This is a genomic window from Streptomyces sp. NBC_00690, assembly GCF_036226685.1.
Taxonomy (GTDB): Bacteria; Actinomycetota; Actinomycetes; order Streptomycetales; family Streptomycetaceae; genus Streptomyces.
In genome coordinates this window covers 5,926,210-5,940,710 of the sequence record NZ_CP109009.1, presented here as the reverse complement: position 1 = coordinate 5,940,710, position 14,501 = coordinate 5,926,210, and the positions used below count along the sequence as shown (strand labels likewise).

General features: G+C 69.2%; 18 protein-coding genes and 1 tRNA gene. 2 read left to right on the top strand and 17 right to left on the bottom strand.

The window, feature by feature from the left end; all coding sequences use genetic code 11:
- Nucleotides 1-3: 3 nt before the first annotated feature.
- Together nrtL and OID54_RS26205 are read right to left on the bottom strand one after the other, a co-directional pair.
- Nucleotides 4-978 (bottom strand): ArgS-related anticodon-binding protein NrtL, encoded by a 975-nt coding sequence (nrtL, locus tag OID54_RS26210; protein WP_329023363.1) that lies wholly within the window; start codon nt 976-978, stop codon nt 4-6.
- A gap of 55 nt (nt 979-1,033) precedes the next feature.
- Nucleotides 1,034-1,516 (bottom strand): response regulator, encoded by a 483-nt coding sequence (locus tag OID54_RS26205; RefSeq protein WP_358876005.1) that lies wholly within the window; start codon nt 1,514-1,516, stop codon nt 1,034-1,036.
- A 194-nt stretch (nt 1,517-1,710) separates the two neighbouring features.
- Between OID54_RS26205 and OID54_RS26200 the strand changes: the two genes are divergently transcribed.
- Together OID54_RS26200 and OID54_RS26195 are read left to right on the top strand one after the other, a co-directional pair.
- Nucleotides 1,711-1,782, top strand: a tRNA-Arg gene (locus OID54_RS26200).
- A 550-nt stretch (nt 1,783-2,332) separates the two neighbouring features.
- Nucleotides 2,333-3,094, top strand: a complete 762-nt coding sequence (locus OID54_RS26195; protein WP_329023359.1) for a hypothetical protein — start codon at nt 2,333-2,335, stop codon at nt 3,092-3,094.
- A 125-nt stretch (nt 3,095-3,219) separates the two neighbouring features.
- Here OID54_RS26195 and OID54_RS26190 read toward each other — a convergent pair whose 3' ends face one another.
- The 15 genes from OID54_RS26190 to OID54_RS26120 form a co-directional block, all read right to left on the bottom strand.
- Nucleotides 3,220-4,683: a tyrosine-type recombinase/integrase gene (locus tag OID54_RS26190; RefSeq protein WP_329023357.1), complete on the bottom strand. Its 1,464-nt coding sequence runs from the start codon at nt 4,681-4,683 to the stop codon at nt 3,220-3,222.
- Complete coding sequence (locus OID54_RS26185; RefSeq protein WP_329023355.1) at nt 4,680-4,874, bottom strand: helix-turn-helix transcriptional regulator; 195 nt, start codon at nt 4,872-4,874, stop codon at nt 4,680-4,682. The genes OID54_RS26190 and OID54_RS26185 overlap by 4 nt, the downstream gene beginning before the upstream one ends.
- A complete protein-coding gene (locus tag OID54_RS26180) occupies nt 4,871-6,025 on the bottom strand; it encodes an AAA family ATPase (protein ID WP_329023354.1) in 1,155 nt (384 codons plus the stop codon). Before OID54_RS26180 ends, OID54_RS26185 begins: the two co-directional genes overlap by 4 nt.
- Nucleotides 6,022-6,951, bottom strand: coding sequence for a bifunctional DNA primase/polymerase (locus tag OID54_RS26175; protein WP_329023353.1), 930 nt, complete (start codon nt 6,949-6,951; stop codon nt 6,022-6,024). Before OID54_RS26175 ends, OID54_RS26180 begins: the two co-directional genes overlap by 4 nt.
- Nucleotides 6,952-7,037: 86 nt before the next feature.
- Nucleotides 7,038-7,328 (bottom strand): hypothetical protein, encoded by a 291-nt coding sequence (locus OID54_RS26170; RefSeq protein WP_329023351.1) that lies wholly within the window; start codon nt 7,326-7,328, stop codon nt 7,038-7,040.
- 5 nt (nt 7,329-7,333) lie between these two features.
- Entirely contained in the window at nt 7,334-7,939 is a 606-nt protein-coding gene (locus OID54_RS26165; protein WP_329023350.1) for a hypothetical protein, read from the bottom strand.
- Between the two features lie 14 nt (nt 7,940-7,953).
- Nucleotides 7,954-8,142, bottom strand: coding sequence for a hypothetical protein (locus OID54_RS26160; protein ID WP_329023348.1), 189 nt, complete (start codon nt 8,140-8,142; stop codon nt 7,954-7,956).
- A 163-nt stretch (nt 8,143-8,305) separates the two neighbouring features.
- Nucleotides 8,306-8,557, bottom strand: coding sequence for a hypothetical protein (locus tag OID54_RS26155; RefSeq protein ID WP_329023346.1), 252 nt, complete (start codon nt 8,555-8,557; stop codon nt 8,306-8,308).
- 153 nt (nt 8,558-8,710) lie between these two features.
- On the bottom strand, nt 8,711-10,963 hold the full coding sequence (locus tag OID54_RS26150; RefSeq protein WP_329023345.1) for a cell division protein FtsK: 2,253 nt from the start codon (nt 10,961-10,963) through the stop codon (nt 8,711-8,713).
- A 128-nt stretch (nt 10,964-11,091) separates the two neighbouring features.
- A complete protein-coding gene (locus OID54_RS26145; RefSeq protein WP_329023343.1) occupies nt 11,092-11,478 on the bottom strand; it encodes an RRQRL motif-containing zinc-binding protein in 387 nt (128 codons plus the stop codon).
- A complete protein-coding gene (locus OID54_RS26140; protein ID WP_329023342.1) occupies nt 11,478-12,131 on the bottom strand; it encodes a GGDEF domain-containing protein in 654 nt (217 codons plus the stop codon). The genes OID54_RS26145 and OID54_RS26140 overlap by 1 nt, the downstream gene beginning before the upstream one ends.
- Nucleotides 12,128-13,123, bottom strand: coding sequence for a DUF2637 domain-containing protein (locus OID54_RS26135; RefSeq protein WP_329023340.1), 996 nt, complete (start codon nt 13,121-13,123; stop codon nt 12,128-12,130). Before OID54_RS26135 ends, OID54_RS26140 begins: the two co-directional genes overlap by 4 nt.
- The gene (locus OID54_RS26130) at nt 13,120-13,569 is read right to left on the bottom strand and encodes a Pycsar system effector family protein (protein WP_329023339.1); all 450 of its coding nucleotides are present in this window, start codon (nt 13,567-13,569) and stop codon (nt 13,120-13,122) included. The genes OID54_RS26135 and OID54_RS26130 overlap by 4 nt, the downstream gene beginning before the upstream one ends.
- The gene (locus OID54_RS26125) at nt 13,566-13,859 is read right to left on the bottom strand and encodes a hypothetical protein (RefSeq protein ID WP_329023336.1); all 294 of its coding nucleotides are present in this window, start codon (nt 13,857-13,859) and stop codon (nt 13,566-13,568) included. Before OID54_RS26125 ends, OID54_RS26130 begins: the two co-directional genes overlap by 4 nt.
- A 168-nt stretch (nt 13,860-14,027) precedes the next feature.
- Complete coding sequence (locus OID54_RS26120; RefSeq protein WP_329023334.1) at nt 14,028-14,390, bottom strand: hypothetical protein; 363 nt, start codon at nt 14,388-14,390, stop codon at nt 14,028-14,030.
- Nucleotides 14,391-14,501: the final 111 nt, after the last annotated feature.

Genomic DNA, 14,501 nt, shown 5'->3' with positions numbered 1-14,501 from the left:
CTCTCACAGATGTACGGGTGCGCTGATGCCGAGCAGGGACAGGCCACCGGCCAACACCGTCCCGGCGGCTTCGGCGAGAGCGAGCCGGGAGCGGTGGGCGGCCATGGGTTTCTCGTCACCGAGGGGGAGTACGCAGTGCTGGAAGTCGAGCAGGGCGTCGGCGGTCGCCTCAAGGTGCCGGGCGAGCCGATCGGGCGCGCCCAGTCGGGCGGCGGACGCCAGGACCGCGGGGTGGTCCTCGACGAGTTGGGCGAGCGGTGTGTCCACCTGCTCATCGGGCACACCGACAAAACCCAACGCGGCGGCGTTGCGGGTGAGGGCACGGGCACGGGAGTGTGCGTAGCGGACCTGGAAGAGGGGGTTGTCCTCGCGCTGGGGCAGGAAGTGCGCCGGAGGCCGGGGGTGGTCATGGGCCGCGACGGAGAGCATGGCCCAGCGGGTCTCGTCGTCGTACGGTACGTCCGGTCCCGAGGCGTCGAGGGAACCCGTCTCCGCGACGAACTCCTGCCCGAACCCCTGGGCCGCCCGCAGCCGCTGAACGCTCTGGGCCCAGAGCCGGATCCGAAGGTCGCCTTCCCCCTGGACGCGGGGAACATCGAGCAGGGGCCGTGGGTCCCGTTGGTCGTCCTGCCCGTCCCGGTGTCCGTAGCGGATTCCCTGCTCCAGCACCCGTCGCACCAGAGCCTGCTGCGCACCCGCCCGCAGGGTGATGTTGAGGAAGCCCGGCCCGGTGATCTCGACGGAGGCGATCCGGGAGTCGTCGACGATCCGCGCCCGGAGGGTCTCGGCGACGGCACGAGGGGGCTGTCCGGCGGGGCCTGCGAGCCGGAGTGCGACGTTGGTGGCGTAGTCACCGCGCCCCCCTGGACGGGGCCGCTCCACACTGACCCGCTCGGGAACGGGTGCACTCAGCACACCGTCCTGCACCGCGCGGTGCACAGCGTGCAGCACGGTTCGCGAGAGATCAGCGGGGGTCACGGGACAAGCGTAGGCGAGGAAGGGGGGCGCTTAGCGAACGTGTTTCGCCATGCGGTCAGCCACAGGCACTCCCCGCGTGCCCGGCCCCGCGCCGCCCGTCAACGGCCGGCGGTGGGTCCCGCCGCATCAACTGCGCCACGAGACGGATCAACTCGGTGGGCTCGAAGGGCTTGGCGAGGAAGGCGTCGACACCGGCGGCGATACCGCTCTCGACCTCGTACTGGGTGCATGCGCTGATGATCGCCACCGGCAGATGACTGGTCGCGGCATCGGCCCGCAGCCGAGCGGCGGTGCGCAGCCCGTCGAGCCTGGGCATGACGACGTCGAGCGTGACGACATCGGGCCGCACCTGTTGGACGACTTCCAGACACTCGGCACCATCAGCCGCGGTCACGACCTCGAAGCCCTCCAGCTCAAGGTTGACCCTGATCAACTGCCGGATGACCCGGTTGTCGTCGACAACGAGCACACGGCCGGACGCGCCTGACACAACTTGAGGGTAGGTCGCCGGCCAGGCTCCCGTCCGGCTTTTCCCCACTTCCGCCTCGTGCGAGCGACGCCGCCCCGTCCACGCGGACGCCCGCCCGCATGGGTTCGTCCGAGGTGGAAGGGGGTGCGGGACGGCCGCGAGGGGCGCGTGGGACGACGGAAATACCTGTTCATGGGGAGCCTGTGGAAGCTGGTAGTGTTCTACCCGTCACCGCCGAACGGCACTGCCGGGCGGGGTGGTACGCCCCCGTAGCTCAGGGGATAGAGCAACGGCCTCCGGAGCCGTGTGCGCAGGTTCGAATCCTGCCGGGGGCACTCGCCGGTCAGCCAGTGGAAACCACGCTCTGACCAGTGCGGATGCCGACATGAAAGAGCGGGAGTCAGTCTTACTGACTCCCGCTCTTTCTCGTTGTCTCTCAGTGGTCGCGACACACCTCCGACACACGGTTCAAGGCGACCGCAGCCAGGAAACCGCTGCACATATCAATCGGCGGATGGTGCAGCAGAGGCGGCACAACCCATGCGATCACGCCTGGAGCCACCAGACGATCAAGCCGAAGGCTGCTGCTCCTGCCGCTCCTGTCAATCCCCGAACGAGACCATGGAGAGCTGTGCGGGCGAGCGACTTCCACAATCTCGCTCGCCGGCGAGCAAGGGGCGTGCGACGTGGTGGCGACAGGGAACTCTTCTGCGTACGGTGAAGCATGACGGGCCTCCTAGGCACGTTGGATCAAGCCCCCGCGCCGGTTCTTGACGGGACGTAGCGCGGGGGCTTCGGTCATCCGCAATGCTGATCTGTGGTCCCGTTTGCGCGCCACGACGGTCTATAACTGCAGCAAATGATCTTGGGGGGATCGTGCGTGTCATGGGCTTGATCCTCGCGGGTCCCGTTATCGACAGGCTCATGGGCTTTGCCTATCCGGCCGACCAGCAAGAGCGAGAATTGCGTAACTGGGCTCGGCGCAACAGCCACGAGATAATCGCAATTTACGACGTCGGATCACTAAGCACGTGGCGCCTGGGTGGCCTCCTCACTGAAGAACGAGGACCCTCTTTCGTTCTCCCGAGGCAACGTTTCGCGCAGGTCCCGCAGTTGTTCCCCTACGATCTATGCCTGCCAAATCATGCAGGCAAGGTCCTTGCCGCCGACACGGGCACTCTCGCACCCTTGTCGCAAATGATGAGCGTAATGCGGAAGTTGCTGTGGGAAGCCGACGAAGAAGATCGCAACCGACGCCCTCAAACCGAGCTCATGCAGGAAGGTCGACGCCGCAAGCACGCGCAGGGCGGCTACGCGTACGGGGCGCCACCTTACGGGTGGGTTGCCGTCCAAGGCGGCCTCGCCCCGGATCCGAGGGAGCAGGAAGCCAAGACCCGAGCTGCGCAGTTGCGCGACCAAGGCGTACCGTTGCGCACTATCTGCTCGATGCTTGATGGCGAGGGACACAAAACTCGCAGCGGCCGGCCGTGGTCTTCCGGAACCCTGTGCCGGATTCTCGACCGGCCGCCGCCCCCGAGTGAAAGCATTGTGAATTTGGAGATCGTGCCGTGGCCGAGACGTCGTGACGGCTCTCGGAGTCGAGGGCGGTTGCGACTACGCCACATCGGCGAGGCAGAGAACAGCTGAATTATGTTCTAGCCCTAGGCCCAATGGCGCCTCGAAGAACTGCAGCAAACATCATAGATGTGTGGACACGTCAACGATTCCGTGCATCCACGCAATCGAATAAGTCACGCCTCCACTATGCGCGACTAGGCGGCGTCACCGTCTGCCTCAAGAACCTGCGAGATCTTGGCGTTGGCAGCTTCCTCATGACCGTCGATGCAGCCGTGGTACCGCCGGTGGATCACCTCCGGCGAGTTGCCGACCCGCCGGGCCACCTCAGCGATCGGCACCCCCGCGTTCAGCCAGCGCGTAATGCACGCGTGCCGCAGGTCGTACGGGCGCCCGGCCAATGGTGAGTCGATGCGCTCCGGCGGTAGGGCGTACTCCCGCGCTTCCTCCCACACTCGCCAGTAGGTGGATGAGCCGACCACTCCCCCGCGCTCGTTCCCGAACACGCGCCCCTCTTCGGCGGTTCCGAACTCCTTCAGGTGCGCCCGGAGGATGGCGACCAGGACGGGCGGGATGGGGACCGGTCGGTCGGTAGTCGCTTCGCGGGCCTTCAGGCCGCGGCGGTCGTGGCGCTCGCCGGAGTCGGTCCACTGTTTCCCGGAAACAGGGCGGGTCTCCCGCAGTGTCAGCGTGCCCCAGCCCTGCTCTGGGAGGTGGCAGTCCGACAGCCGTAGCCCGACCGCTTCCGCCGGCCGTAGCCCCGCGTAGTACAGAGCCGCGTAGAAGGCGACCAGACGCCGCCCCCGGCAGCGGTCCCAGGAACCCACGTACGAAACGGCGGCGAGTAACTGCCGGGCCTGGAGGGCATTCACCAGAACGCGCGGGTCCACCACGTTGTTGGAGCCAACGCGCTTTCGGCGGCTTCGTTGAAGGGGGTTCTCCTGAAGCGTTCCGGTGGCAACGGCGTGTTCGAGAGCAGCGTTCAGGGCCCGGCGGCGCCGCTTGTAGGTGTCGCCTGCCGCCGGAGTGCCATCCAGCTTGTAGCTGACGCGGTACAGCACATCTTCGAGCACATCCGTTTGGGCAAGGTCGCCCAGGGGCCGGTCGGTGGTCGTGATCCAGTCGTACGCAGCCGCGAGTTCGGCTGGCGGATCCTCCTTGGCGTTCGCGGGCACAATCCCCCAGCGAAAGGCCAGCCGAAGGATCTCATCGGCGGGGGTGCCGTCACCACGCTTGACCATGGCGAGCGTCACAGCCGCAAGACCGTCCGCCATGCCCTCACGGGTCTTGGCTGCGCTCGTACGCCAACGTCCGGCCATGTACTTCCGGCAGAACTCGAACCACCGCACGGGCGGTTCGGCGTCCGCTGCCTCAATGGCTTCGGCCGCCGCGCGCACCTCGGACTCAGGCAGTCCCGATTCGAGCTCGAACGCTTCGCCCCTCCGGTTCATGGCCTGCCAAAGCTCGGACCGTCGGCTCTCCGCGAGAGCCGACGTGGTGAACGTGTCGCCGTGCACCTGCCCGGCAACCACCCACCGGAGGCGCCACGGGCGGGACTTGCGGCCGGTCTTGGTGACCTTCCACAGTTTGACGTCGAAGGAGTAGCCCGGCCGGGCAGACCCGCGAGAGCGCCCTGCCGGAGTGTCGTTCTCCGTACTCACGCAGCGTCCTCCCGCTCCGCGAGCCAGCGCTCGTACTCCGAGCGCCGAATCCGTACGTCGCCGTTCGGGAGCTTGATCGAGCGTGGCCCCTTCCCCAACTGGCGCCACCGGTAGAAGGTCGACGGGGCGACCTTCAAATCCGCGATGACCTCTTTGACGGTCAGCTTCTCGTCCCGCGTGCGGGCGCTCATGTCGCCTTCCCCTCGGCTTCGGAATCGGACAGCCCGGACAGCTCCAACTCCGGCTGTCCGGGATGTTCGCGCTGGTCAGTCGGGTCAACCAGACAGTCGGACAGCCCGGACACCTCCGGGCCGGTCCGTGTCCGGGTCTCGGTGTCCGGGTAGTACCGGCCGCCGGGGTCCTTGGTGAGTTGTCCGTCTCCGGCCATGCGGGAGCAGGTACGGCGGATCGTGTCGATGTCGACGTGCGGGAGTGCGCTCGCCATGTCTTTGGGCTTGGCTCCGGGGTGGGCACGGACGTGCCGGAGGATGGCGGCGCGGGTGTCGCCGATGGTGTGGTCGGAGGCGGGTCCGTCGAGCAGGTGCCAGGCTCCGGAGGCTTCCTGGAACTGGAGGGCGTACTCGGCTTCGTTCACGTCGCGTCCGGTTACGTGGAGGATGCCGTCTGCCTGCCCGCGGGCGCGTTTGAGTACGAGGGTGGCGTCTGCTGCTCCGGCGATGCCGTTGGTGCCGGATACCTCGGTGAGGAAGTCCTCGGAAGCGGCTTTGCGGACGTGGTGGACCAGGACGACGGCGATGCCATAGTGGTCCGCGAGCCGCTTGGCGTAGCCGACGGAGACATAGTCGGCGTCGTAGGCCGAGACTCCGGCCGGGGCCTGTCCGCGCATCTTGGCAAACACGTCGATGACGACCATCCGCGCGTCCGGATTGCGCTCCAGCCACTGGGCGATCGCTTCGACTCCTCCTTGAGGGAAGGGCGGGCATTCGGTCACGAGAGTGAGCCCGGCTGGTGCTGGCTGTCCGCCGAGGAGCTTGCCCATGCGGGTCTGGAGACGGCGCGGGGTGTCTTCCAGGGCGAGGTAGAGCACGGGTCCGCCCTGAACGGGGACGGAGTCGAACGCGTTGCCTCCGGCCGCGACGGAGAGCGCGAGCCCGAGGGAGAGCCAGGACTTGCCGACCTTGGGCGGTCCGGCGAGCAGGCTCACACCCTCGGCGAGGATGCCGGGCACGGCCCACTTCGGCTCGGGGAACTCCGCCGCCATCAACTGATCGGCGGTCCACGCGGTCCGGGGGCGCTCCCGCTTCGGCGGTGCCTCCCGGGTGGTCTGCTGCTCGCTGGGGACGGAGTACAGGTGCAGGGGCGGGATGGCGCTGGTGCTCACGCGGCGTTCGCTCCTTCGCTGGCGCCGCCGCGGCGGAAGCCGGAAGCGATCGCGGTACGGCACTCCCCCGGGGAAAGGCCGGCGGTGAGCCCGGCCGCGGTCAGTTCGGCATCGGCGGCGGACTCGTTCAGGTCGCCCCGGCGGATGAAGCGGGCGAGTGCGTAGGCGGCGAAGTACAGGGCACGATTACGACCGCCCTGGCGGGCGGACTGCACCTTTTCCAGCTCTCCCCGCACTGCTGTGGCGACGTAGGCGGAGGCGTGCCGCATGTGGGCCGACAGCGTCTCGATCGGCATCGGAGCAGACGCGGGCAGTGGGGTGAGCGCGTCACTGAGCCACGCAGGGAGGGGGAGCGGCGGCGCGTCGTGAACGATCTCGTACGTGCGCCCGTTCATCGTGCTTCCGGCCGCGAGCACGTATCCGCCCCACGCGCGGGTGTCGACCTTCCAGCCCAGCGCCCCCGCCCCGCTGCGTAGCGTCTTTCCCTCAGGGGCGGTGAAGTACAGGTGCAGTCCACCGCGGCGGGTGCGCACCGTGTACGTCTCGGTCGGCAGCCGCTCACCGGCCTGTTCGCAGAGCACGGCGAACACGTCCATGCCGTCGGTCACCCCCGCCCACTCCTCAGGCGAGGTGTCGTTGTCGTCCTTGGGTACGTCCAGGTCCACCACGAGCAGACCGGCCGGACCGGTGGCGATGCCGATGTTGTACGGCGCCGTACCCCATGCGGCAGCGAGCACATCCGGGTCGAGCGTCGCGCGCTGCTCGGGCGTGCGGTGCCCGTCGGTGCAGCGGCCGGTGCCGGGACAGCGGGCTTCCGCGTGTCCGGCAGGCCGCTTGTCTCCGGGGCGGAGCGGAAAGACGGGCCAGCCGCGCCCGGCGGCGGTGAGTGCGGCAGCGAGCAGCGCTGGAGTAGGGGTCGGTGTCATGCTGGGGGTTCTCCTGTTTCTGCGAAGGGACGGAGAGCCGGAGCGGTCGCTCTCTCGGCAAAAGACCGCGACCGCTCCGGGCGTAGCTACAGGTCGGTGGAGGCGTCCGTGGGGATCTCGTAAATGTCGATCACGTCGTTGACGCCCGACCAGCGCCCCGGGATGAAGTGGACGTAGGCCACGTGCAGGGCGGTGCCGTCCCGGCCGGTGAAGGCGTAGACGTTCACGGTGTCCACTGCCTTGGGGCTCCGCCGGGCCTTCCGGATGCCTGCCAGCGCCGCGTCCAGGCTGATCGGCTCCGGGCGGTACCGGCGACCGTCCACATGGGTGTGCATCGTGACGAACCAGGCGTCGGCGTTCATGACGGTTGTCTCCATCGGGTTCAGCGCTCCTGGGTGGTGACGGCGGGCAGTTCGGGCAGGCCCGCCTCGTTGAGCACGGCCGGGTTGAAGCCGGGCAGCGCGGCGCGGGTGACGAGCGCGGCGGCGAGCTGTTCGGCGTACGCGGCTCCCACGCGCGCGGTTTCGATCTGGGCTCCGGCCCGCAGGGATTCGACGCGTTCCACGTGCGCGTGCGTCTCGCGCCGTTCGCTCACGTGCCGCTCGTGGGCGACGGTGGCTCGGCGGTCGGTGCGCCAGTGGCGGGCGGCGAGCCCGTAAGCCACCGTCGTGGCCAGTGCCCACAGCAGCAGGGGCAGCGAGATGCCGTCGGCGTATCCGGCGACTCCGGCGAGGGCGAGCCCGCCGGAAGCGGCGAAAGCGGTTCCGGCGAGGACGCCGTTCCCCGCACGACCGACGGACGCGCAGACACCGGCCCCCGCTGCTCCGAGGGCGAGCGCGGTCATCAGCACGGCGTTGCCGGTCGAGTGCTCAGCGCCGTTGGCGTTCCAAATCCGGGCGAGGAACAGCACGGTCGATGTGGCCAGTGCCGGGGCGGCTTTGGGGAGAGCGGCGGCGAGCCAGTGGCGCGCGGTGATCTGTTCGTTCATGGGATGGCGCTCCTTCACAGGTTGCCGAGGGCGTTGATGGCGGCGGTGGTGAGTTCGTTGATGGGCCCGGCCGCGCCGGTGGAGGCGAGGAAGAACCCGAACCCGGCGGCGGTGAACGCGGCGCCGTAGCCGAGGGAGTTGGAGCGGAGCAGGAAGAACAGGACCAGTCCGAAGAGGAAGACGAGAGAGACGGTCACGGCCACGACGGGAAACTCCTTTGACAGTGGACGGGGAAGGCTGGGTACGCTGCGCGAACTCCGGGTGCTGGCAAGCCCGGAGGTCTGGCCGACGGTTGCGCCCACCTAGCTCCTGCACAGAGCGGGGTACGTCTTATGACGGGCACCGTCGGCCGTTTCATGTCCGGGGTCAGCGGGTGCCGGCACGGTAGGTGCGGGTGGCTCGGTTGTAGAGCCAGCGGCCAGCGCGTATCCGCTTGCCATGGCCCTTGCAGCGGCGGCAGGTCTTGCCGCGCTTGGGCTTGCCCTTGCGGTTGGCGGTCAGGGCGAAACCGAGCCCGTTGCACCTGCGGCAGGTGCCGAATGGCGAAGCCGCACACAGAGATGCATAACAGAATGTAATCATCGCCAGGCAGGCGACAGTGAGCGCGATCGGGGTCATGAGAGCCCCTTCCAGGGCGGTTTCCGATGTTCTCGCAGGTGAGCGTCTAGCGGCTAGCCTGCTGATCAAGTGCTATGCGTGCCGCTAGCGGGACCTCTAGCGCTAGAGGGTCGGCGGTCTAGCGCTAGAGGCCCCTGGCGGTCAGCTCGCGTCCTACCTACGGTCACGCTCCGCAATCGCATCTGGGACGCGGGCGCGCTCGAAGCCGGTGCGGTTGACGGTCTTGCCGTTGATCCGGCGCGCCACCTGCCCGGTGGTCACCCCGTACGGCTTGAGCGCGGCCGTGAGCTGCCGTGCCTTCTCGGCGGGCTCCATCTCCGACCACGGCCCGTACCGCTCGGGGCGGAGTTCGGCGAGCCGGTCCACGGTGATGTCGTTCCAGGGCTTGGCCTCATCGGCCGACGTCACGGCGAGGATGTCCTCCAGCAGCGTGTCCGCCGTCGTGCGCCGCTCCGGCTCCACGCCCGCGGCCAGACCCGACAGGGTGCCCGCCTCGATCCGGGCCTTGCGGGCCCGGTCACAGATCCGGTCCGCGGTCGGCCCGTCGATGTAGTAGGTGCGGACGATCTGCGGATCGTCCGCGGCACCCACGAGGTAGCCGATGCCCTTGTCCGACTTGGTGAACGACGTTGCGCGGATGCCGTTCTTGTACGTGGACGTGCCGAGGATCATGTCGTTTTCGATCTGGCCCATGACCCGCAGGCAGAACCGCGTGCCCACGTTCGCGCTGATCGCGGTCGGCAGCGAGTCCTTGTCCGGCCGCTGGGTCGCCAGCAGCAGGATCACCCCGAGCGCCCGGCCGCGCTTGATGATCGCCGTGCACAGGACCCCGGCTTCCTTGCCGTACTTCTCGTGCGAGAAGAGTTCCTGGCACTCGTCGATCGACAGCACCAGCGGGTGAAGCCCGAGGGACCGGTTGGCAGCGAGCGCGGGAGTGACCTTGTTCTCCGGGCACTTGTCCTTGGGCAGCCCGCTGATGACCTTGGCGCGGCGTTCCAGGTCCTTGTGGACGTACCGGATCGAATCCAGCGCGGCGGCGCATGTGTCGTCGTCCGGACCGGAGCCGTAGTCGGCTGCCACCTTCTTCCCGATGGCGTCCAGGTCGCCGGTGCCCTTCAGCTCCCAGATCAGAAGTTCCGCGAGCGGATCGAGGGCGGCGGCAAGCAGCGGGGTGCGCAGGGAGAACGTCTTGCCCATGCCGGGCATGGCGCCGATGAGGACGTTGTCGTACATCAGCGTGATGTCGACGTTCCGACCGCGCTGATCGGTACCGAACGGCACCGGCTTGAACAGCGACGCGGCACCGGACCTGGTGAGCGGCCAGGCGGGCGGGGTGACCTTGTTCAGGGCCTTGTCCCCGACCCACAGCATCATCCGCCCGGCGTGCTCATCGGCGACCGGCTCCGGCCAGACACACCCCAGCGGGCGCCGCAGACCGGACGCGAGCTTCTCCCGCCGGTCGAGGATGTCCGGCACGGTCACCCCGTACGGAAGGTCGACATCCGCACGCCAGCCGGGTCCGTCCCGCGTGATCGGCGCGGGGAACTTGATGCCCTCCCCGCCCTTGCCGAGCGCCTTGTTGATCTCAGCGATGCCGAGGGCTCCGAGGGCGCGCTCCACGATGTTGGACGTCAGCCGCTCCACCTCGGTCGTCACGACTGCACGGGAGATGACGGGCTTGTCCGCGGGCGCCCCGAGGAACCCGAGCCCGACCGTCAGCACAGCCAGCGCGACGACCGTCACCCAGGTGGGGGCGAGCGCGTACAGGACCAGGGCGAGCACCGGACCGACGACAAGCGCCAGCACGGCGAGGATGCTGCGGAGCTTGACCCGGTTGTCGCGCTGGCGGGAGAGCTTGAGGTACTGCTCCACGTCCTCACGCCGGGCGGCAACCTGCCGCAGCGGCTCGCCCTCGGTGTCGGCGACCCAGCGCATCGCACCGCCCACGAACTTCGCGGCACCGGCCGGGGCTTGGACGGTGAGGCGGAGCCCGTACCAGGGCAGCCGGACCGCGTGGAACGCGGTGGTGTGCCAGGCGTACCCGCCCAGCCAACCGAGCGCGTTCACGAACTCCGGCTTCGAGCGCGCCCACCCGGGAACCACGGCACGCCGCGACCCATCCCGTACCCGATCCATCACACCGGGACCGGTCGGGGCGGGACTGTCGACCATGACCGTCGGCGACCCCGTGCCGGACGGGTCGGGCGACCGATCGGGCAGTGCTTCGCCCGATCCGCACGGCAGAGAGTCGGGCGCCCCGTCGACCGCCGGGCGGACAGTCGCGTCGGCCGACTCGGTACGGGCCGACCGCGCCTTGCCGAGGTCGACCACATCGCCGTTGGAGTCGGCGTCCATCTCGGCTTCGAGTCGGTTGAAGAGTTCGTTCTCGTCATCGGGGTGCTTCACTGAAGCTTCCTTCTCTCGGGAGGGAAAGGCGGGCCCGGCCGACGCTGTAGGAGGTGAGCGGCCGGGCCCGTACAGGTGATGGTCAGCCCCAGAGGGGCGAAGGTAGGCACGCAAAGTGCGTGCCTTGTTCAGGCGGCGCGCTGTTCCTCGGGGTAGGCGCAGGGAACGCAGATGCCGAGCGAGATCGGGATGACGTACCCCCGGTCCGCCCGGCAGGCGGGGCAGGTACGGCGGGCGAGCGTCGCTTTGGCGAGCGCGGTCCGCTTGGCCGGAGTCATCGGCCGGACCGGTCGGGCGAGGTCGACGCGGTAGAGGAAGGCGACCGCCACACCCGCCTTGCGTCGGCGCGAGCGGCGCATGATCTGCGCGGCTACGGGCTGTCCGCCGGGCCGGAGCCCGAGGGCCCGCAGTTGCCGCCGGGTGGCGTAGCCGTCGGGGGCGAGCTTCCACGGGTAGGTGGGGATGCCGTAGCGGACGCCGGTCGGGTCGTAGCACTTGCCGAACGTCGGGGACATCACCCAGCCGCCCGAGCATCCTTGCCGTTGGTACGCCGACTTCCGCGCCGGCCGGAACGGCGTCCGGTCAGCGGCCCGAGCAGGGTGCCGAGTCCGGCCCGGCGTGTCCCTGCCCGCGCCTGCTTGGCCGCGTACATGGCCTCATCCGCGCGCCGTAACAGACCCGACAGGTCCTCGCCCCGATGGTCGGCGGAGCGGACCCACCCCAGTGACACCGTGGTGCGCACGGCGGGCGCCTGCCCGTCGACCGGACGGGCAAGGACACCGTGCAGAACGGCGAGCAGATCGGCCACGGTCCCGTGCTGGTCGACGATGACGGCGGCGAACTCATCACCCCCCAGGCGCCCCGCCACACCGGACGGGCCGATGTAGTGGGCGAGCCGGTCCGCTGTCGCCTTGAGGAGTGCGTCTCCGGCGGCATGACCGTGGGTGTCGTTGATGTCCTTGAAGCGGTCGACATCTGCCAGCACGACCACGGCCCGAGGGTCCTTCAGCAGTGCGGTCGCACGGGTGGTGAACCCGTCGCGGGTCCACAGTCCGGTGAGCGGGTCGCGCCGGGCCCTGTCCAGACGCCGGCGGAGCCACCAGGTGTGTGCGGTCCATCCGGCCGCGATCGGTCCGGCCGCGGTGACGGCGGCGAATACGGTGTTCATGCGGCCGCCCCCTCGGCTCCGCCGTTCTCGACGGGGTGCAGGCGCCGACTGTCGGACCGCTCGCTCAGCAGCGCGTCCCGTACCTTTCGGGAGTTCGCTGCCGAGCAGCGCAGTGCGGTCCGGATCGATTCCGCGTGGATGCCGTCATCGGCCCAGCCGGACGTGATCTCGCGGGCGTCGATGAGCAGTTCCGCCAGAGACCGGCGCTTCGCGGTCTTGCTGCCCGTCGTCGCTTTGGTGGTGCGCTTGCGAGGCACCTTGGGCAGTTCCGCTGTCTCCGAGCCGGACGGCTCCGGGGAGGCATCGGGTTCGGCAACGGGACTGTCTTCGGCAGGGGAGAGTTCCCCCAGCTTCAGCAGTACGCGTTCCTGGCGCGGGGTACGGGAGCGCCAGCGGCGCCCGTGCCGCTCCCGCAGCGCGGCGCGGGCGAGCTGCCGTTCCCTCTCCCGGGCGAGCGCGTCCGCGTACGAGGTGATCTCCCACAACGTCATGCGCCGCCACAGCCCGAAGGTCGACAGAGGGGCGAGCAGCCAGCGGGAAACCCGGATCTTCTCCATCCGGCGTCCGGTCGCTGCTCCGATCCGAACGGCGTAGATGTGAGCGCCGATCTCGGAGAACACCACCCACAGCAGCGGCATCGTGCCGTGCGCGACCTTCGCCCACATCCCGTGTCCCGCAGCGACGTTCAGCCCGCAGGTCACCCCGGTGAGCAACCAGGGCACGAACCGCACCCACGCGACTGCCATGTCCATCCGGACCAACAGCAGATTGGCCACCGTGAAGACCGGAATCGCCAGGTCGATGCCGACCGGCAGCATCCACGGGGACCCGAATCCCCAACGACTGGCAGCCTCCGAGACCGCGTCAAAGGACGAAGCCAGCCCCAGTGCGCCGACTCCTGCCGCGGCGAGCGCGGCCAGTCCGGCAAGGCCCATCTCCGGGCGGGTCAGGGGTGGTACCGCCGGACGCTCGACGCTCTGCGCCGTCGTCATGCCGCACCCCCAGCGACGATCAGGATCGCGACGACAAGCAGCGAACCGCCTGCGCAGGTGAGGTCAACCGCACGGCACAGACCGGTGAACTTGGCCACCGCGAGACGGGACAGACCCGCGATGTCCGTGCTGAGGCGGTCCTCGCTCAGATGGGCGGTGATCTCCTCCGCGGTGAGCGTGGCCCACAGCGGGAAGCCGTGCCGCCCCTTGATGTTGGGACGTACCGACCGCAGCAGCAGTGCGGCTGCCGTAACCAACAGCGCCATGCCCGCGCCACCTACCGCGAGAGAAGCGGTGCTCAGCGGCGTGTCCTTGGCGACCGTCCAGGTCCCGGCCAGCACAGCGCCGATGAACGCCAGCAACAGACCTGTCTTCGTGTCCGTGTGGGCGATCTCCGCCTTCACCTCGGCGTGCGCGGCCGACAGCTTCGTCTCCGGGGTGCTCATGCCGCCGCTCCCTTCCGGGCGGAGCGCCTGGACCCGGTCGGGCGGGTCAGCGGAAGCGCACCGAACAGCTCCGGCGCGTAGGTCTCGATGACCTCTGCGGCGAGCCGGGTCACGTCGTCCGGCAACTGCGGGTTCTCAGCGAGGATGTCCCGCGCCGCGTCCAACCGGGCTGCCCGCTCCATCTCACTTTCGCCCTCCACACCGAGCCACAGCTCCGGCGGTGTGCCAAGGGCCATTTCCATGAAGTCGTCCACCGAGACGGCCGTATGACCGCCGATATACGCACGCATTGCGAATCTCCCGAGTCGAAGGGACGGAAAAGGCCGGGGCGGTCGCTCTCTCGGCAAAGACCGCGACCGCTCCGGCTGGAACCCGCACCGCTGACGCGGTGCGAGGGAGCGCCCCGGGCCGGATTCGATCCGGCAGCCTCACGCCGAACTCCGGGGCTGAGTCGTGCATCAGGCTGTGTCGGGTTCGTACTCGGGCAACAGAACCGCCCGGAGAGCACCCGCGACACTCTTGGCCTGCCGGTCCCTGGACCGGCTGAACTGGGCGTGCAGACGGACGGTTCCGTCAGCGTCGGTCCGCTCGGGCCAGCGCTTCGCCCCGAGGTAGTCCGCCCAAGCATCGAAGGCGGCCCGCTGCTCCGCCGGTGTCGACGTCAGACCGTGCACGTCGCCCGCCAGAGCCCCGGTCTTCGAGATGCCCCAGTGCAGAACGGGCAGTCCATCCCGCTGGCCGTGGGCCAGCATCGCTGCCAGAGCATCCACCGCCGCTCGCTGCCAGCGGCTCAGGTCTCGGTCCGTTGTCTCGAACGCCATCACCGGCCGCCCTTGGCCTTCGCCGCGTCCCGGCTCCGCCGGTTCGCCTCCGCCAGCTTTCGTGCCAGTTCGGCACGCTGCGCCTCGTTCATCAGCGCACTCCCGCACCGG

Coding starts and splice junctions, on each gene's coding strand:
- OID54_RS26125 (WP_329023336.1), bottom strand. CDS start 13,859: ATGCGTGCGTATATCGGCGGTCATACGGCCGTCTCGGTGGACGACTTC.
- OID54_RS26195 (WP_329023359.1), top strand. CDS start 2,333: ATGGGCTTGATCCTCGCGGGTCCCGTTATCGACAGGCTCATGGGCTTT.
- OID54_RS26135 (WP_329023340.1), bottom strand. CDS start 13,123: ATGACGACGGCGCAGAGCGTCGAGCGTCCGGCGGTACCACCCCTGACC.
- OID54_RS26120 (WP_329023334.1), bottom strand. CDS start 14,390: ATGGCGTTCGAGACAACGGACCGAGACCTGAGCCGCTGGCAGCGAGCG.
- OID54_RS26155 (WP_329023346.1), bottom strand. CDS start 8,557: ATGACCCCGATCGCGCTCACTGTCGCCTGCCTGGCGATGATTACATTC.
- OID54_RS26185 (WP_329023355.1), bottom strand. CDS start 4,874: ATGAGCGCCCGCACGCGGGACGAGAAGCTGACCGTCAAAGAGGTCATC.
- OID54_RS26140 (WP_329023342.1), bottom strand. CDS start 12,131: ATGAACACCGTATTCGCCGCCGTCACCGCGGCCGGACCGATCGCGGCC.
- OID54_RS26175 (WP_329023353.1), bottom strand. CDS start 6,951: ATGACACCGACCCCTACTCCAGCGCTGCTCGCTGCCGCACTCACCGCC.
- OID54_RS26165 (WP_329023350.1), bottom strand. CDS start 7,939: ATGAACGAACAGATCACCGCGCGCCACTGGCTCGCCGCCGCTCTCCCC.
- OID54_RS26145 (WP_329023343.1), bottom strand. CDS start 11,478: ATGTCCCCGACGTTCGGCAAGTGCTACGACCCGACCGGCGTCCGCTAC.
- OID54_RS26130 (WP_329023339.1), bottom strand. CDS start 13,569: ATGAGCACCCCGGAGACGAAGCTGTCGGCCGCGCACGCCGAGGTGAAG.
- OID54_RS26170 (WP_329023351.1), bottom strand. CDS start 7,328: ATGGAGACAACCGTCATGAACGCCGACGCCTGGTTCGTCACGATGCAC.